The sequence below is a fragment of the Mediterraneibacter hominis genome (assembly GCF_014287475.1).
Taxonomy (GTDB): domain Bacteria; phylum Bacillota; class Clostridia; order Lachnospirales; family Lachnospiraceae; genus Mediterraneibacter; species Mediterraneibacter hominis.
In genome coordinates, this window is record NZ_JACOPF010000001.1 from 1,717,540 (window position 1) to 1,734,918 (window position 17,379).

Below are 17,379 nucleotides of genomic sequence, written 5' to 3' on the forward strand. Positions count from 1 at the left end.
CTCCCAACTGCACAATGGCAGGTATTTATCTTTTTCTCTTTTCCATAGTATACGGACAGTAAATGCCGGGCAGACTACTTTTGCCGGACACTGTACTCATTGTATCATTCATGGAAAATGGTGTCAACAAAAAACACCAATATCTAGTTTTTATTACTGCATTTATACACTAGATATTGGTGTACTGTCATTTATGCCCTATATTATCACTCTATCCCGCGCAGTTCTGCGTTTGGTACATTTCTTCTGACGATCGCAAGCGCCTGTTCCATGATTTCTTTTGTATATCCCCTAAGCCCCGGCGCAATCAGATCACCCGAATCCTGAAATCCCTGGAGAAAATATCGTTCTGCTCCTTTTATCCACCTGCCAATCGCGGCGAAGTCTTCCCGGTTATGAAACTCTCTTACAACCGTCGTTCGAAATTCATACGGCACAGAACCTGTGAGCAGAAAATCTACGCTTTGCAGAATATTTTCTAAGTGGTATCCCTCAATCCCAATTGTTATTCCATATTTATCCGGTGCATTCTTAATGTCCATCGCCACATAATCCAACAGCCCTTCCTCTGCCAAATGTTTTAGCAACGATACGTTGCTTCCATTTGTATCCAGCTTCACAAGATAACCCAGTTCCCGTATTTTACGGATACATGCTTCTATGTCCGTCCAAAGCAGCGGTTCCCCTCCTGTGATACATACTCCGTCCAGCACACCGCGCCGTTTATTCAGAAAGGCAAGAATTTCCTCCTCCGGTATATCCCTCTTCCCATCTACATGTGTAACCAGGGAAGCATTGTGGCAGAACGGGCAGCGGAAGTTGCAGCCGGCAGTAAAGAGTGTGCAGGCTACCTTTCCTGGAAAATCTAAAAGTGTCAGCTTCTGAATCCCTTGTATTCCCATCCTTATCCCTCCGATTCTTGTCTGAAATACGCCATCATAACAGGCATATATTCTTTCGTATAGCTGCTTAACGAGTAGCTTCCCTGGTTTAAACACCAGTCCGAAATCAGCGCCCGTTCGCACAAGGAATAATATCTTACAATTTCGCTGACCGGTTTGTCCTGTCTGATTTCCCCTCTTCTCTGTCCCTCCTCGGTAATCTCTGTGATAAGACGGTAATATACCCGGTTCTTATCCAGGAGATGTCGGTTTCCCTTTGCGGTAAGCTGTGTGGAATACAGAGAAGCAAGCAAGTCAATCGGTACCTTTTTCTCGATCATTTCATGTGCCTTTTCATTTAAGTACAGCAGCTTGTCAAAGCTATTCATAGATGGTTCCATCTTTCCTGCCAGTTCTTCATAGAAATCATCTAATACGTTGGACAATGTCTCCAAAAGCTCATCCTTTGTACTGAAATAATAGTAAAAGGAGCCTTTTGACGTGCCTGACAATGCAATGATGTCATCCACTGTTGTCTGGTCATAGCCTTTCTCATAAAATAGCTGCCATGCCGCAGATACTATTCTTGTTTTTATACTTTTCTTTGTGCTGTCTTTGTTCATCTTACATCTTCCCTGAGACTTCTGCACATGCTTTCATCGCTTCCATCACCGCACTTCTAAACCCATTCTTCTCCAGCACCCTTACTGCCTCAATCGTTGTTCCTGCCGGAGAGCAGACCATATCTTTTAATTCTCCCGGATGCCTCCCTGTGTCCAGCACCATCTTCGCGCTGCCATATACTGCCTGTGCCGCGAATTTGTATGCCTGCTGTCTCGGCATTCCTGCCGCCACTGCCGCATCCGCCATCGCCTCAAGCAACATAAACACATACGCCGGAGAACTGCCGCTTACAGAGACAACTGCATCCATCAGCCTCTCCGGAACAATTTCCACTTTTCCAAATGCCTCTAATATATGCAGCACATACGCCTTTTCTTCTTCCGTAACCAATTCATTGGGGCAGGCGGCCGTCATCCCCTCTCCCACCATTGCAGGAGTATTCGGCATTGTACGGACAAGCTTTACCTCTTTTCCAAACTGTCCCTTAAGCCACTCCAATGTCTTACCCGGCGCAATCGTAACCACAATCTTGCTTTCCTCTATACAGTCTTTTATTTCTGCGATCGTCTCTTCATAAAACTGCGGTTTCACTGACAGGATCAGTACCTCTGCACTGGAAGCCGCTTCCTTATTGTCTGCCGTCACGCAGATGCCGTACATCTTTTTTATTCTCTCTCTTCCCTGTTCGCTTATATCCGAACCAATGATTTCCTCCGGCTTAAAAATCCCTTTCTTAATGATGCCGCCCATGATGGCTCCCGCCATGTTGCCTGTTCCGATAAATCCAAGCTTCATTTTCTTCTCTCCTTCTTATTTTCTTTCTCTGTCCTTATCGTACGCGAAATCCCCGTTCTTCTTCTAGAGGGATTTCCTTCGTATCCATCCATTCAATCGAAATAAAGTGCCCGCCATTTAGCCCTTTCAGCAGTTTATTTATCAGGGCTTCCCGTCCTTGTACTTCCATTGTCACAGTACCGTCCCATTCATTTCGTACCCATCCGGTAAGCTCCAGAGACTGGGCAAGATATTTTGCAGTATAACGAAATCCCACTCCCTGGACTCTGCCGTGAAATACAATATGCTTTCTCACCTCCGACATTATCCCACCGCCTTTTTCTTAATGAAAGCTTTGTTCTGTTCTCTCTATAATCTCATCTTGCAGAGCCTTGCTCAAATTACGGAAATGATCGCTGTAGCCTGCCACCCGTACAATCAAATCCTTGTAGTCGTCTGGATGCTTCTGCGCTTCGATTAAGGTCTCCTTGTCGATTACATTAAACTGAATATGGTGCCCGTCCATATTAAAATACGTGCGCACCAGATTTGCCATCTGGGTAAGTCCTTCTTCCCCTGCCACGACACCAGGTGTAAACTTTTGGTTTAAAAGTGTCCCGCCAGTCTGAAGATGATCCATTTTTGCACAGGATTTTACAACGGCTGTCGGTCCGTTTGTATCTGCTCCCTTCTCCGGTGAAATCCCTTCGGAAACCGGCTTGTGCGCCAGGCGTCCGTTGGCGCTGGCCATCATCACCTCTCCAAAATATACGTGGCAGGTGGTCGGGAGCATATTAATCCGATACGTGCCGCCCAGCATATTCGGCCTGCCCGTAACCTGTTCTCGATAATAAGCAAATACGGACTTCATAATATCGTCTGCATAATCATCATCATTTCCGTATTTCGGTGTTTTATTTTTTACCAGGTTCCAGATTCTTTCATGTCCTTCAAAATTATCTTCCAGCGCTTCTAATAATTCTTGCATTGTAAATTTCTTTTTGTCATAGACATTATATTTTACCGCTGCCAGACAGTCTGTTATTGTACCGATTCCCACTCCCTGGATATATTTCGTATTATATCTGGCTCCTCCGCCATTGTAGTCTTTCCCTCTTGCGATACAGTCATTTGTAATCACCGATAGAAATGGCACTGGCATATGTTCCGCGTAAATCCTCTCAATTACATTACTGCCCTTTATCTTTATATCCAGGAAATACGCAATCTGTTTTTTATATGCCTCGAACAGCTCCTCATATGTGGAAAATCCTGCCGCCTCTCCGGTCTGCGGCCCTAATTGTCTGCCTGCCACTTTATCATATCCATTATTTAAAGTCAGCTCAAAAATCTTCGGCAGATTAAAATATCCGGTCAGAATATACGCTTCATTTCCAAATGCCCCTGTCTCCACACAGCCGCTTGTTCCTCCCTTTCTGGCATCCTCCAGGGATTTTCCCGCGTTGAGCAGCTCTTGTATGATTGCCTCTGTATTATAAAACGCCGGCTGTCCCCATCCTTTTCTCGAAATCTCACAGGCGCGCTTTAAGAATTTCATCGGGGTCTTTTTACTGATCTGCACATTCGAGCTTGGCTGCAATAACTTCATCTCGTCCATGCAGTCCAAAATCAAATAACTGACATCATTCACTCCGTTTTCACCCTCCGGAGTAATCCCTCCTGTATTCAAGTTCGCGAAATCGGTATATGTGCCGCTTTCTTTCAGCGTAATTCCTACCTTCGGCGGCGCCGGCTGATTATTGAATTTCACCCAGAGACACTCCAGCAGCTCCAACGCCCTCTCTTCGTCCAGAATTCCTGCTTCTATATCCTTCTGATAGAAGGGATTCAAGTGCTGGTCGAGACGCCCTGGGCTGTATGAATCCCATGGATTTAGCTCGCTTGTCACACTTAAATGTACAAACCAGTACATCTGGATCGCCTGCCAGTATGTCTGCGGTTTATGCGCCGGAACGACATCACAGTTGGCGGCAATTTGAAGCAGCTCGTTCTTCCGCGTCTCATCCGCTTCTTTCTCCGCCAGTTCCCTTGCATATGCCGCATAACGTTCTCCCAGAATCATAATGGCGTCGCAGGCAATTTTCATTCCTTCCAATTCATTCTTCTTGTCATATGCCTCTGCATCATTTAAGAAATCCAGATGTGCGATTGCCTCCTGAATTTCTTCTTTATAATCTTGAAATCCTTTCTCATAGATCTTCACAGAGCCCACCGTGTGCCCCGGCCCTCTTTGTTCCATAAACTCTGTAAAAATCCCACATTCATAGGCAGCCTTCCACTCCGGCGTCATTTCCCGCAGAATTTTGTGCCGGATAGATCGCTTCTCCCAATAGGGAAGCATTACTTCCTCCTGCACCTTGTAATCCTCTTCGTTTACCTTAAAATGAATCAGTTCCCTGTCGTTCATCACACGCATGTCTTCCACCGTATGACAGCACAACTCTGGAAAAGTCGGCGCCGCCTGCGGAGCATCCCCCTTCTCTCCCACAATCAGCTCTCCTTCCCCGATATAGAGTGTTTTAGATGCGAAATACTCTTTGAGTACCTGCGCCCTAAGCTCTGGCACGGACAGTTCTCCCTCATACTTTCGGTACGTTTCTGTCTCCGATTTTGCGCGCTCTAAGTCAATACGGGCCGGTGTGTCCAGACTAACTCTTCTTAGCTTCCTGATTCTTTCGTTCATACCTCTTTCTTCCATTACTGCCTCCTTTTATCCTCCAATCTTCACTTTATATCCTGCTTCTTTGAATAGCTTCGCAAGCCCTTCCATCTCTTCTTTCGAAGGAGCGTGCAGCGCTTCCCCCATATATTGCTTCCCGATCCGCGCGTATTTAGAACTGCCTGTATTGTGATAGGGCAGAAGGTGAATCTGTACTGCCCGTATCTTCTTTTCCTTCAGATACGAAAGAATCGCTTTCATACTTGCCGTATCCCCATTCACCTCTCTTATCGTAGGTATGCGGATGTATATCCTTGCTCCCATACAACTTAAATATTCCAGATTTTTTAGAATCTGTTCATTTCCAAAGCCAATATATTTCTTATGTACCGCATTATCCATGGTCTTTATGTCATAGAGAAAGGTATCCGCAAAAGGGAGAATCCTTTCAAAATTCTCACGCGGGGCATACCCACACGTGTCGATCGCCACATCTATTCCCGCACGCTTCAGCTTCTTTGCCACTGCCTCCACAAAATCCATGTCAAAAAGCATCACCTCTCCGCCGGATAATGTTACTCCTCCACCGGACTCTTCATAAAACATTTCATCCTTTTTCAGCTCTTTGACGAGTTCCTCTGCCGTATATTCTTTTCCTGCAATTTCCCGCAGATTCAGACTACAGACATCTGTACATTCTCCGCAGGCGGTGCATATATTTCTGTCCGTATGCGCCTTGCCATTTTGTATACTGACCGCCCCATTCGGACAGACCTTACTGCATGCACCGCAGCCAATACAGCCCTCTTCCTTATACAGCAGCTCTTTTTCTGCCTTCTGCGTCTCTGGATTATGGCACCACTGACATTTCAGCGCACAGCCTTTAAAAAATACCGTTGTGCGGATCCCATCTCCGTCGTGGATCGAATACTTCTGTATATCTGTAATCAGCCTCATCTTCTCTCCTTTCCCCCTTAACATCCGGCAAAAACAGCACAACAGTCCTGCCTTTCTGCTGACGTTTCCCAAACAGAGCTTCTTCTGTTTCCTGCTCCGTATGCATTTGTCGTGTCCACTTTTTAGACTAATGTTTGTACTTTAGTCTAATTTTATCACACGCTTACATATACGACAAGAAAAATCTGTTCCTCTGCTTCTATATTTCTCTTAACACTGCAGCATTTCCATCCAGACATCCCCGTCAATTAATTCCGCTTTTAATACCTCTTTTAATACTTCTCTGGGAGAATCAGCTATAAATTCCGTAATCGCGTAATATTGAATCAAAATATCCTTCATCACTTTCCAAGACAAATCAAAGGTGATACTAAACTTTGCACGTGAACCGAACCAAAATACCTCCCTAGCATCATACTGCCTGCAAATTTTTACAATCTCCTGTAATATCTCATCCACTGTCATACTGTTTTTCCCTTTCTCTTTTCCTCCTCTATTGTGTATTTTTTCTCAATATGCTATAATCATTTACAGTTTCGTTCTGATTACAAAGGAATTTCCTAAGTAAGAAGGCGCATATATGAAAAGATAACAAGGGGGTTTTCCCTCTGCTTTTGTCATACCTGCGCTTAAAAGGCACAGGTCTTTTTGTTTTCCAGGAAAGACCTGCCACTAAAGTTAGAGAAACTATTTCACACCAGGAGCCTTTTGACAGATTAAACACATACTACAAGGAGGTGTCTGCCACGGAAACACGAATAGCCCTTATCGGGATCGTCGTCAATTCAAATACCCATATAGACGAGTTGAACCACCTGCTAAGTCAATATGCCGCTTACATTATCGGCAGAATGGGAATCCCCTACCGGGAAAAGGGGATCTCTATTATCAGCGTCGCCATTGACGCCCCAAATGACGTTATCAGCGCCCTGTCCGGAAAACTGGGTATGCTTCCCGGAATCAGCACAAAAACTATCTACGCCAAAACAAACGCATAATCGGAGAGTACACCATGAAGAGCTTAAATAAACTTATCGACAAGCTTGCCTGCACCCATGCCCTTTCAAAAGAAGAATGGGTACAGCTTATCCAGGGCCGAGACAGCGAAGTGAGCGAATATTTATTTTCGCTGGCACGCCGGACACGTGAAAAATATTACGGTGACGACGTCTATATACGCGGACTGATTGAATTCACTAACTACTGCAAAAATGACTGTCTCTACTGTGGCATACGCAGAAGCAATACGCATGTAAACCGTTACCGCCTGACAAAAGAAGAAATTCTCTCCTGCTGCTATGCAGGCTATGAGCTTGGATTCCGCACATTTGTACTCCAGGGCGGAGAAGACGGGTACTATACGGATCCTGTCCTGGAAGACATTGTAAAGTCGATCCATACTTCTTTCCCTGACTGTGCCATTACTTTGTCCGTCGGAGAACGTTCCTTTGAAAGCTATCAGAGACTCTTTGACGCCGGAGCCAATCGTTATCTCCTGCGCCATGAGACCTATAACGCTTCCCATTATGCCAGGCTGCACCCGCCGTCTCTAAGCGCCGCGCACCGGCAGCAGTGCCTGTGGAATTTAAAAAAAATCGGATACCAGGCCGGCACTGGATTCATGGTCGGTTCCCCTTACCAGACTCCGGAAAATCTGGCGGAGGATATGCTTTTCCTGAAAGAGCTCAACCCGCACATGGTAGGGATCGGGCCTTTTATCCCGCACCACGACACGCCTTTTTCTGGCGAACGCGCAGGGACTTTAGATTTGACGCTTTTTTTGCTGGCTCTTATCCGCCTGCTGCTTCCCAAAGTTCTTCTGCCCGCCACCACCGCGCTTGGCACGATCGCACCAGACGGAAGGGAACAGGGAATTCTTGCCGGCGCGAATGTAGTGATGCCAAATCTTTCACCTGGAAACGTCCGCAAAGACTACGCGCTCTATGACAACAAAATCTGTACGGGGGCGGAGGCGGCAGAATGTATAAAAGATCTGGAACAGCGCATACATTCTGTCGGCTGCCATATCGCAGTCACCCGCGGCGATTCTTTAAATACAGCAGAAGAAACACAGTTCAGCCCGCGCCATTCGTAAAACCACACTGTGTGCTTATCGTGGCTGAACTGTTACGAAGAAACATAAATCTTATCAAAAACAATATGGAGGATATAACAATGTATGATGTAAACTCAAAACACGCAGAGGACTTTATCAACCACGAAGAAATCTTAGAGACTCTCGCCTATGCCGACGAAAACAGGCACAATTCCGTCCTAATTGACTCCCTGATTGAAAAGGCGAAAAAACGAAAAGGGCTTTCCCACAGGGAGGCTTCTGTCCTGCTCGCCTGTGACCTGGAGGAAAAAAATCAGGAAATCTTTAAACTGGCTGAACAGATTAAGAAAGATTTCTATGGTAACCGGATCGTTATGTTCGCCCCGCTTTATCTTTCTAACTACTGCGTCAATGGATGTACCTACTGTCCATATCATGCTAAAAACAAGCACATTGCCAGAAAACAACTGACGCAGGAGGAAATCCGCCGTGAGGTCATTGCACTCCAGGATATGGGGCATAAACGTCTCGCTCTTGAAGCAGGAGAAGATCCTGTACGTAATACAATGGAATACTATCTGGACTGTATCAACACCATCTACAGTATCAAACACAAAAACGGAGCCATCCGCAGGGTCAACATCAACATTGCTGCAACCACAGTGGACAATTACCGCCTTTTAAAAGAAGCGGGAATCGGCACCTACATTTTGTTCCAGGAGACATATCACAAGGAAAGCTACTTAAACCTCCATCCCACCGGGCCCAAACATGACTATGATTACCATACAGAAGCAATGGATCGCGCAATGGAAGGCGGAATTGACGATGTAGGAGTGGGAGTTTTATTTGGACTGGATAAATACCGCTATGAATTTGCCGGACTTTTGATGCACGCAGAGCATTTAGAGGCGGCTTTCGGGGTAGGGCCTCATACAATCAGTGTTCCGCGCCTGCGTGACGCAGACGACATTGATTCTTCGGAATTTAAAAACGGCATCGATGACGACACATTCGCGAAGTTAGTTGCCTGTATCCGCATCGCAGTTCCCTATACCGGCATGATCATTTCTACCCGTGAAAGCCAGAAAACAAGAGAGCGTGTCCTCCACCTCGGTATTTCCCAGATAAGCGGCGGTTCCCGCACCAGCGTGGGCGGCTACTGCGAACCGGAACCAGATGCCAAAAAGTCCGAACAATTCGATGTTATTGATACAAGAACTCTCGATGAAGTGGTCTGTTGGCTAATGGAAATGGGATATATTCCCAGCTTCTGCACCGCCTGCTACCGCGAAGGAAGAACCGGCGATCGTTTCATGTCTCTGTGTAAAAGCGGGCAGATCCAGAACTGCTGCCATCCGAACGCATTGATGACCTTAAAGGAATATCTGACAGACTATGCCTCACCGAAAACAAAGGCAATTGGAGACAAGCTGATTGAAAAAGAAGTATTAAACGTTCCCAACGAAAAGGCACGCGCTGTCGTACTGGAAAATTTGAGGCTGATTGAACAAGATAACCGCAGGGATTTCCGCTTTTAATCCTTGTATGTCTTTTAAATATTGCAAAACAAGAACTGTTCTTACAAAGCCAAGAGAGGAGAAATATTATGAGCCTTAACGCAGTACCTTCATCAAACCGCCTGCATATCGGGATTTTCGGCAAAAGAAATGCCGGAAAATCCAGCATTATCAATGCAGTTACCGGACAAAATCTGGCGATTGTCTCGGATGTACAGGGAACCACCACAGATCCCGTATTAAAATCCATGGAGCTTCTGCCCCTGGGGCCAGTCGTCCTCATCGACACCCCGGGGCTTGACGACGAGGGGGAACTGGGAGCTATGCGGATTCAAAAAGCAGTCCAGATGTTGAACAAAACAGATATTGCTCTCCTCGTTGTGGATGGAAGAACTGGAATCACCGATAAAGACAGGGAGATTCTAAATAAAATTCAAGAGAAAAACATTCCCTTTGTCATCGTCTATAATAAATGTGATTTAGTCCGTCCCCCATACACTGATACACAAAACAGTGTATGGGTAAGCGCGGCTACAGGAGAAAATATAGATACGCTAAAAAAGCGAATCGCAGATTGTGTACCGAAAGAAAAGCAGGAGAAAAAAATCGCAGGCGACTTGATTGCTCCCGGAGATTTTGTCGTCCTTGTCATTCCCATTGACTCCGCCGCGCCCAAAGGCCGTCTGATTTTGCCCCAGCAGCAGACGATACGGGATCTTCTGGATTCCGGCGCAGCCGTAGTTGCCGTACAGGATACAGAGTTAAAAGAAACTCTCCATCAGCTGAAAAAAACACCTGCTCTTGTAATCACAGACAGCCAGGTGTTTGAAAAAGTTGCCGCTGACACCCCCTTCGAGATTCCCCTTACTTCCTTTTCTATCCTGTTCGCCAGATATAAAGGGAATCTGCAGACTTTAACAGAAGGCGCCCTCATGCTGGATCTACTTAATGACAATGACACGATTCTTATTTCCGAGGGCTGCACCCATCACAGGCAGTGCGAGGACATTGGAACCGTCAAACTGCCAAAGTGGATTTTAACCCACAGCGGAAAAAATATCCATTTTTCCTTCACCAGCGGAACGGAATTCCCCACTGATTTATCTCCTTATCGGTTGATTGTTCACTGCGGAGGCTGTATGCTGAACGACCGCGAAATGCAATACCGCCTGTCCTGTGCGAAAGATCAGGGAATTCCCATCACCAATTATGGAACCGCAATCGCACACATGAAAGGGATTTTAAAACGAAGTACGGCTGTATTTTCTAACGCGAAGGCATAAATTTTAAAATTTCTCCCGCGACATTCGACATCGGCATTGTCTGAAGCCAGATATGGCCAGGTCCGGTTACAATCGTATTGAATACACCCTCCCCGCCGAACACAATATTCTTTAGCCCCGGCACAGTCTGAACATCCATCATACAGGAGCTTTCCATCGCTGCCAGATACCCGGTATCGACCACGATTTGCTGTCCGGGCTGTAGATCATATTCTACGATATGTCCGTCAAATTCCAGAAACACCATGCCTCTGCCGGAAAGCTTCTGCATGATAAATCCCTCGCCGCCGAAAATGCCGCTTCCTAGTTTTTTCTGAAAATATACAGAAAGCTCTACTTCTGCCTCGGAGGCAAGGAAGGCGGATTTCTGAACAATCAATTCCTTTCCGGGAAGAATTTCATAAGGTATGATTTTCCCTGGAAAGCTGGAGGCAAATGCAATCATCCCATTCCCGCCCTCTGCAGTATAGACATTCTGAAAAAAGGAATCCCCTGCAAACATTCTCCCAAATGCTTTGCCAAATCCCCCGTTTGAGGTTGTCTCCATTCTCATATTCGGAGACATCCAGCACATAGAGCCTTTCTCTGTGAGCATCTGCTCGCCTCTGTCCAGATAGCAGACGACCGCCGGCAGTGTTTCCCCCTTTATTTCATACTTCATCCTTTGTACCTCCTCTTTGCCATTCCCATACCGTTTCACACTCTATTTCCATTATACTGTATTTTTTCTGATGTGTCTTACTATTTTCTTACTTATACAGCATAGGCCCCGCCTCTATCATTCCATAGATAAAAAGATACACACCTGAAACAAATAGAATACCGGAGACTGCAATCAATGAAATCACAACACCTGGTTTTTTCCGCGGAAACAATGTGTCACGATAGCCTTCTGTCTGGCTGTGCAGCAAATAATTGCCGATATAAAGGCAGGCCGGAGCTGCGGCTGACAGAATCACCGACAATCCTATGCTTGCCAGCGGAATTTCCTGCATCTCAAGCCCATAGCTGCTCTGCGCCATATACCGGTATATATCTCCTAAAGCGGCAATCACTACAACAGAAGACATATTATTGATAAAATGATACAGACAACTATAAAACAGATTTCCTGTCTCCAGGAAAATAAATCCAAGTGCAATGCCGCCCAGAGTCGTCGGCAGGAATTTAGCCAGACTGCCGTGAAACAGTCCAAATATGATACCGCTGATGAGAAGAATCACCCACTTATTTTTCAGAGGACGCAGACTGTTGACAAACACACCCCGAAATAACACTTCCTCGCAAATTGCAGGAGATACCGCTAAGATCAATGTCAGCAGGACTACCGGTGTGCCCGCATATCCAAGTGCTGTCTCAACCCCTGACTCAAAATATACTGCTGGGAAAAACAACTGTAATATCAGCGTAGTGACAGAGAGTACCAGCATCATCCCCATCCACATAATAACAACCCCTGCTATAGCTGTAAAAGACGGCTTTCGGAAAGGGAACACTTCTTTTAAGTTTCCTTTCCATATCCAGACCGCAGCCACAGACAGAATGAAAAAACCTGCTTCTCCTAAAATACTTCCCATTCTTCCCAATTGTCCTACGATTTTCGGGGCAATCAAAAACAGGTATATGGCCGCCACAAGAATAACCAGAAAGCCCTGCCAGGGCCGCAGTGTCCTGTATTCCCTTTTCTTTTCCTTTTCCAATTCTGTTCCCCTTTCTTTTTACACCTTATCAGGCGAACTCCGCTATCCTGAAAGGATTGTATTACAATATCATTTTCCTGATTATAACACAACTGGCTTTGCAGTGTCTAAAGGTTCTTTTACACTGCAAAGCCAGTTTCTTAGTTCTCCTCTGTTTCTTCTATATTATTTTTAGGAAATACGATTTCTGCTTTGAACAAGTCTGCTTCTGTCTCAATCTTTAACTCCCCGTGCTGTAATTCTGTAAAGCTCTTTGCAATCGCCAGCCCCAAACCGGATCCTTCCGTATTTCTGGAAGAATCTCCCCGGACAAATCTGTCCGTAATCTCTTCTACATTAAAGTCAAGCTCCGCGGCAGAGACATTTTTCATAAAAATATGCACCCGGGAATCTGTCTCTGTCATTTCAATATATACCCGTGTATGAGGCAACGCATATTTAGTGATATTGACAATCAGGTTTTCAAATACTCTGTATGTTTTCTGACTGTCCAGATTCAGAACAATCTTATGATCCGGCAGCTTCCAGCGAAATTCCAGATTCGCTTCCTTGATTTTGCTGTCATTTTCCAGACCGACCTGCTTGAGCAAATCTACAATATCTACTTTCATATAGTGCATAATCACATTTTTACTCGCCGCCTTACTAATCTCGAACAAATCCTCTATCAGAACTTTTAAACGGAGAGATTTTCTCTCCAGTACATCAATATATTCCCTTCTTTTCTCTTCGTCTTTTTCTGTTTTCAACAGATCTGTATACGTAATGATCGCCGTCAGCGGTGTTTTTAAGTCATGCGATACATTCGTCACCAGCTCTGTCTTCATTCGCTCGCTCTTTACCTCTTTTTCTACTGCTTTTTTAAATCCTGCCTGGATTTTTTTTAATTCGTTCTGTATCGGATTAAACAAACCGATGTCCCCTTCTATCGGAGTATCCAGATCACCGTCTGCAAGCTGGTTTGTAGATTTTAACAATAATTTGTATTTATCCTGCAAATCACGAAAATACTTCCGCAAAAAGAAGAACAGTATAATTGAGTAGACCAGAAGTGCGAAAAGCCCGAAAAACCACATACTGCATATAATCGCAAGAACAATAAAATTAATTCCGATAATTTTAAAAACAGTCCGGTTCGTTTTATCTTGAAAATCCAGATGCAGCAGGGTATCATACTGCTTTGCCGCAAATTTACCTGTCCGCCTGCATACCTTGCCGATTCCGCTTCCGATTTTCTTCCCAACGTTTCCTCCGCCCGTCTTTAACCAGCGTATCACGCGCGCTGTCAGTGTCCTTTTCACAAAATATTCCTTCTTCATAGTAAATACAGCCCTCAGACAGGTAAAACCCCAATATACAACTACATAGAAGAAAAGCCACATGACAAAGTTAATCAATATACCAAACATCTCATTTGCCGGACTGTTCTGCCCTGGAACAAGCAATGGCAAATCTCTGTTTATTGTTGCCATCACTACAGATGCTGGAAAATAGACCAGTCCGTACAGAAGCATCCATAGAATAAGCAAAACGATCTCCAGAGGAACACGAAATACCGCTGCACTCCCTATGTCTAATTTTTTCCAAAGCGGAAGAAGCAATGCCGCCGCGCCAGCGAACATGGTAAATACCAGCATAAATGTCATCAGCCGGCTGTAGCCGATTACTCCATAAGCGGATATATGCTGTATACTGCTGGAAGCATTCACATATGCGTTTAAATTTTCTTCCGTCATGCCGTAGATAATCGTCACGTCCTGCGGGGTAGAAATCTCGCTCCAATAAGAAAGCTGCGTATTTTCCATTTCTTTTAGGTAGCTTCTCTGCGCATAATACTGCGTTCGTTCATCTACCTCTCTTCCACTTACACTGATGTCGGAAAGATCTCCGTCCTCCTGAAACGTAAATTCCGTCCGAAAAGCATACTCTGTTTCCTTTGCAATCAGTTTTTTTGCCGTATCTTCTGAAAGGTTTTCTATCAGGGGATTTCCTTCGTTATCGAATACTCCACAGTCCATATATTTGCGGAGCAATAGGAATCCACTCTCTGTATAGTCGGACAGGATATCCGCTTTGTCCGTCTCATTCGAATATTCATTATAAAGAAAATAAATCCCCTCACATAAATCATCTGCAACTCCATAATAGGCTTCTCTTGTGATGTAACGTTCGGAAGATACTTCTTCCATATCCTCAGCCACAAGCCGGTATGTGGACAATATTCCCGCAGAACACAAGGCTGCTACAATAAGCATCGCAAGAATCCCCCAGCTATATTTGCTTTTCAATTTTGTATCCAACGCCCCACACCACCTTTAAATATTTTGGATTTTTTGGATCAATCTCTATTTTCTCACGGATATTACGCACATGCACCATAATCGTATCTGTGTTAATCGCCTTCTCCTGCCATACTCTTTCATAAATCTCTTCTGCTGAAAATACTCTTCCTGGATTTTTTGCAAGCAGCAGCAGAATTTTATACTCAATCGGTGTCAGCTTCACTTGGTTGCCGTCTACAGACACCTCCACTGTATCCTCATTAATTTCCAGTCCGCCGATCACATGGACATTTTCTTTGGGTGTCAGCTTCTCCATAAATTTCCTGTACCGTCTCAGTTGGGAATTTACACGCGCCATCAGTTCCATCGGCGTAAACGGCTTTGTCACATAATCATCTGCGCCCAGGTTTAAACCGGTTATCTTATCTACCTCCTCTGATTTAGCGGAAAGCATAATCACTGGAAAATCATACTTTTCCCGCAGCTTCATTGTCATATGGATACCGTCCATTCGAGGCATCATAATATCCACAATCGCCAGATGGATCTCCTCTCTTTCCAAAATCTCAAGCCCTTCTATTCCATCTGCTGCCTGAAACACTTCATATCCCTGACTTTTTAAATATATCTGAATCCCTTCCCTTATTTCCTTGTCATCCTCCACAATCAAGATATGGTTTGTCTTCATGTTATCCTCCTCATGCTATTGTCTGTCATCAAAATTCCTTTACCAGTATACCACATTCCTGCTGTTTGGCATCTACAGGAAGCACAGGAATCTGATTCTTTTTTACAATCCCATAATCCTGCACATGTACTTTCACAGTCGTAAAAGGAAGCGGAATCACGTATTTATCCCACCTGTGACTTAGACGGATACAGGAAGAATAGGACACACTGATACCGACAAACTCTTCTTCTGCCTGTTCTGACAGATAAAACGCCAGCTTTTTCGGTTCATGTCTGGGGCCAAGCGGCCCATCCAGCGCAACAGCGAGAGAACGTGTTTTTTCATAGGAATCCTGCAAAATCTTTTTTAATTCCCGAAATGCCCGCAATCCGTCCGGCACTCTAAGCGCACTTCCTCCACACCTGCCTATCATATGTTCAATATAGTTTCCCCGCGTATCTGCCGTTACAATCACATCTACCGGATTTGTTTTATGTGCCAGTGTTTCCAACACCAGATTCATAAAGAAACTGTCCTCATGCCAGAAACCAAAAATCTGGCTCGCACCGTACTGCGTATCTTCCTGCCATTGTATGGTTACTGTTTTCTTAAGAAGTAACAAATATCCTGTAAAAATATGCTGCAGCATCCACTGCCCTGCTTTCTTCATTCTCATGCTCTGCTGCCTCTCCTTTCCCTGTATGACCAGCCTTCCTCCAGTTTTCTTCTGGCGTTAAGTTCCTCCTGCTTCCTTAGAATACATTGAACATACAAGCTTTCTTCGTGCAGGGCGATCTGCTCTGCACGGTATGCCTGTGCCGAAATCAACGCCTGCCTTTTCAAGCTCTCATGCTGCCTGGGGTTTAATGCCAGCACTGCTTTTTCTGCCCACTGTTCTATATTTTCCCCAGTCCTAAATCCGTTCTTTCCATCGTGTACAATGTCATCCACACCGACCGCCTTCACCGCGATAACCGGTGTTCCTGCCGCAAGAGCCTCTGCCAGCACAATCCCTTGTGTTTCCGATTTTGATGCAAATAAAAACAAATCACATGCCTGTAGATAATACTGTATTTCTTCGTTGGGAATACTGCCGGTAAACACCACTTCCTTACGTATTCCAAGCTCTTCTGCCTTCTTCTCTAGTTTTTTTCTCTGACTTCCTTCTCCAATAAACAATACTTTAAACTTCGCTCCGAGTCTCTTTTTTATTTCCGCAATTCCTTGCAGCAGAAAGAACGGATTCTTCTCTTTTTCCAAACGTGATACTGTACACAATACATAGTCTCTTCCCTCTGCATACTGTCTGCGTATACTCTGTGCACGTGCGGCGTCCTGTATATAAAAGCTTTCCTTCAGCCCGGTTGGAAGCACCTCTGTCGGTGTCCATGTACCGTTCGACTGCATCTGCTGTTTCATTCCTTCAGAAGGTGCAAACACCATATCGCACTGATTCGTAAACCAGCGCATATACCCAGGCACTACTTTCTCTTTTAGATAAGAAACTATCTTTTTCTTTAACAGCGGACTGTTCTCTTCTATCTGAAAGCTGCGTATATAATGCAGATAATCCTCATATCTGGTATGCCATGTATAGATCACAGGGATCTGGTATTTTTTCCCTAAGTATAAGGCACACGGCCCGGTAAACATAGGGTGGTGTACATGAATCAGGTCGAAACTTTCTCTCTGGAACAAATCTGCCGCCTCTTTGATGTAGATTCCCGGATATACCATTCCATTTTCCATCTTGCGCTTCATTGTATGAAACCGCAGAATCCGTTCTGGCGTGCTGCTGTCGTCTGTATGTCCCTCATATATGGGAGCCAGTACAGTCACTTCATGTCCCCGTTTTACAAGCTCCTGTGCCTGACGTTCCACAGAAACCGGAACACCTCCTACAAAGGGTTTATAATTGTTTGTAAGCATTGCTATTTTCATGTCTGTCCCCC

General features: G+C 45.0%; 17 protein-coding genes. 4 read left to right on the forward strand and 13 right to left on the reverse strand.

What is annotated here, in order from left to right; translation table 11 throughout:
* Positions 1-206 precede the first annotated feature (206 nt).
* The 7 genes from H8S37_RS08405 to H8S37_RS08435 all read right to left on the reverse strand — a co-directional run bounded on the left by H8S37_RS08405 (position 207) and on the right by H8S37_RS08435 (position 6,381).
* Entirely contained in the window at positions 207-902 is a 696-nt protein-coding gene (locus H8S37_RS08405; RefSeq protein WP_186875527.1) for an anaerobic ribonucleoside-triphosphate reductase activating protein, read from the reverse strand.
* Between the two features lie 2 nt (positions 903-904).
* The gene (locus tag H8S37_RS08410; RefSeq protein WP_186875528.1) at positions 905-1,504 is read right to left on the reverse strand and encodes a TetR/AcrR family transcriptional regulator; all 600 of its coding nucleotides are present in this window, start codon (positions 1,502-1,504) and stop codon (positions 905-907) included.
* Position 1,505: 1 nt separating this feature from the next.
* On the reverse strand, positions 1,506-2,300 hold the full coding sequence (proC, locus tag H8S37_RS08415; protein WP_186875529.1) for a pyrroline-5-carboxylate reductase: 795 nt from the start codon (positions 2,298-2,300) through the stop codon (positions 1,506-1,508).
* 34 nt (positions 2,301-2,334) lie between these two features.
* The gene (locus H8S37_RS08420; protein WP_186875530.1) at positions 2,335-2,604 is read right to left on the reverse strand and encodes an acylphosphatase; all 270 of its coding nucleotides are present in this window, start codon (positions 2,602-2,604) and stop codon (positions 2,335-2,337) included.
* Between the two features lie 18 nt (positions 2,605-2,622).
* A complete protein-coding gene (gene hypD, locus H8S37_RS08425; protein WP_186875531.1) occupies positions 2,623-4,998 on the reverse strand; it encodes a trans-4-hydroxy-L-proline dehydratase in 2,376 nt (791 codons plus the stop codon).
* A 12-nt stretch (positions 4,999-5,010) separates the two neighbouring features.
* On the reverse strand, positions 5,011-5,916 hold the full coding sequence (locus H8S37_RS08430; protein ID WP_186875532.1) for a trans-4-hydroxy-L-proline dehydratase activase: 906 nt from the start codon (positions 5,914-5,916) through the stop codon (positions 5,011-5,013).
* Positions 5,917-6,126: 210 nt separating this feature from the next.
* On the reverse strand, positions 6,127-6,381 hold the full coding sequence (locus H8S37_RS08435; protein WP_186875533.1) for a nucleotidyltransferase substrate binding protein: 255 nt from the start codon (positions 6,379-6,381) through the stop codon (positions 6,127-6,129).
* A gap of 272 nt (positions 6,382-6,653) precedes the next feature.
* On the opposite strand from H8S37_RS08435, the gene H8S37_RS17260 reads away from it, so the two are divergent.
* The 4 genes from H8S37_RS17260 (at position 6,654) to hydF (ending at position 10,775) form a co-directional block, all read left to right on the forward strand.
* Positions 6,654-6,914, forward strand: coding sequence for a TM1266 family iron-only hydrogenase system putative regulator (locus H8S37_RS17260; protein ID WP_186875534.1), 261 nt, complete (start codon positions 6,654-6,656; stop codon positions 6,912-6,914).
* A gap of 14 nt (positions 6,915-6,928) precedes the next feature.
* Complete coding sequence (gene hydE, locus H8S37_RS08445; RefSeq protein WP_186875535.1) at positions 6,929-8,011, forward strand: [FeFe] hydrogenase H-cluster radical SAM maturase HydE; 1,083 nt, start codon at positions 6,929-6,931, stop codon at positions 8,009-8,011.
* Between the two features lie 80 nt (positions 8,012-8,091).
* Entirely contained in the window at positions 8,092-9,513 is a 1,422-nt protein-coding gene (gene hydG / locus H8S37_RS08450; RefSeq protein ID WP_186875536.1) for a [FeFe] hydrogenase H-cluster radical SAM maturase HydG, read from the forward strand.
* A 68-nt stretch (positions 9,514-9,581) separates the two neighbouring features.
* Positions 9,582-10,775: a [FeFe] hydrogenase H-cluster maturation GTPase HydF gene (gene hydF, locus H8S37_RS08455; RefSeq protein ID WP_186875537.1), complete on the forward strand. Its 1,194-nt coding sequence runs from the start codon at positions 9,582-9,584 to the stop codon at positions 10,773-10,775.
* Here hydF and H8S37_RS08460 read toward each other — a convergent pair.
* From H8S37_RS08460 to H8S37_RS08485, 6 genes are all read right to left on the reverse strand, one after another.
* On the reverse strand, positions 10,759-11,436 hold the full coding sequence (locus H8S37_RS08460; RefSeq protein WP_186875538.1) for a TIGR00266 family protein: 678 nt from the start codon (positions 11,434-11,436) through the stop codon (positions 10,759-10,761). The genes hydF and H8S37_RS08460 overlap by 17 nt on opposite strands.
* A gap of 88 nt (positions 11,437-11,524) precedes the next feature.
* Entirely contained in the window at positions 11,525-12,475 is a 951-nt protein-coding gene (locus tag H8S37_RS08465; protein WP_186875539.1) for a type II CAAX endopeptidase family protein, read from the reverse strand.
* A 140-nt stretch (positions 12,476-12,615) separates the two neighbouring features.
* Positions 12,616-14,775 carry a sensor histidine kinase gene (locus tag H8S37_RS08470; RefSeq protein ID WP_186875540.1) on the reverse strand — a complete coding sequence of 720 codons (2,160 nt, stop codon included), beginning with the start codon at positions 14,773-14,775 and terminating at the stop codon, positions 12,616-12,618.
* Complete coding sequence (locus H8S37_RS08475; RefSeq protein ID WP_186875541.1) at positions 14,747-15,445, reverse strand: response regulator transcription factor; 699 nt, start codon at positions 15,443-15,445, stop codon at positions 14,747-14,749. The genes H8S37_RS08470 and H8S37_RS08475 overlap by 29 nt, the downstream gene beginning before the upstream one ends.
* 28 nt (positions 15,446-15,473) lie before the next feature.
* On the reverse strand, positions 15,474-16,103 hold the full coding sequence (locus H8S37_RS08480) for a lysophospholipid acyltransferase family protein (RefSeq protein WP_186875542.1): 630 nt from the start codon (positions 16,101-16,103) through the stop codon (positions 15,474-15,476).
* Entirely contained in the window at positions 16,100-17,368 is a 1,269-nt protein-coding gene (locus tag H8S37_RS08485; protein WP_186875543.1) for a glycosyltransferase, read from the reverse strand. Before H8S37_RS08485 ends, H8S37_RS08480 begins: the two co-directional genes overlap by 4 nt.
* Positions 17,369-17,379: the final 11 nt, after the last annotated feature.

Excerpts from the sequence above, each read along its gene's own strand:
- H8S37_RS08485 (WP_186875543.1), bottom strand. The coding sequence starts at position 17,368 with ATGAAAATAGCAATGCTTACAAACAATTATAAACCCTTTGTAGGAGGT.
- hydF (WP_186875537.1), top strand. The coding sequence starts at position 9,582 with ATGAGCCTTAACGCAGTACCTTCATCAAACCGCCTGCATATCGGGATT.
- H8S37_RS08480 (WP_186875542.1), bottom strand. The coding sequence starts at position 16,103 with ATGAGAATGAAGAAAGCAGGGCAGTGGATGCTGCAGCATATTTTTACA.
- H8S37_RS08405 (WP_186875527.1), bottom strand. The coding sequence starts at position 902 with ATGGGAATACAAGGGATTCAGAAGCTGACACTTTTAGATTTTCCAGGA.
- hydG (WP_186875536.1), top strand. The coding sequence starts at position 8,092 with ATGTATGATGTAAACTCAAAACACGCAGAGGACTTTATCAACCACGAA.
- proC (WP_186875529.1), bottom strand. The coding sequence starts at position 2,300 with ATGAAGCTTGGATTTATCGGAACAGGCAACATGGCGGGAGCCATCATG.
- H8S37_RS08475 (WP_186875541.1), bottom strand. The coding sequence starts at position 15,445 with ATGAAGACAAACCATATCTTGATTGTGGAGGATGACAAGGAAATAAGG.
- H8S37_RS08435 (WP_186875533.1), bottom strand. The coding sequence starts at position 6,381 with ATGACAGTGGATGAGATATTACAGGAGATTGTAAAAATTTGCAGGCAG.
- hydE (WP_186875535.1), top strand. The coding sequence starts at position 6,929 with ATGAAGAGCTTAAATAAACTTATCGACAAGCTTGCCTGCACCCATGCC.
- hypD (WP_186875531.1), bottom strand. The coding sequence starts at position 4,998 with ATGGAAGAAAGAGGTATGAACGAAAGAATCAGGAAGCTAAGAAGAGTT.
- H8S37_RS08430 (WP_186875532.1), bottom strand. The coding sequence starts at position 5,916 with ATGAGGCTGATTACAGATATACAGAAGTATTCGATCCACGACGGAGAT.
- H8S37_RS08410 (WP_186875528.1), bottom strand. The coding sequence starts at position 1,504 with ATGAACAAAGACAGCACAAAGAAAAGTATAAAAACAAGAATAGTATCT.
- H8S37_RS08460 (WP_186875538.1), bottom strand. The coding sequence starts at position 11,436 with ATGAAGTATGAAATAAAGGGGGAAACACTGCCGGCGGTCGTCTGCTAT.
- H8S37_RS08420 (WP_186875530.1), bottom strand. The coding sequence starts at position 2,604 with ATGTCGGAGGTGAGAAAGCATATTGTATTTCACGGCAGAGTCCAGGGA.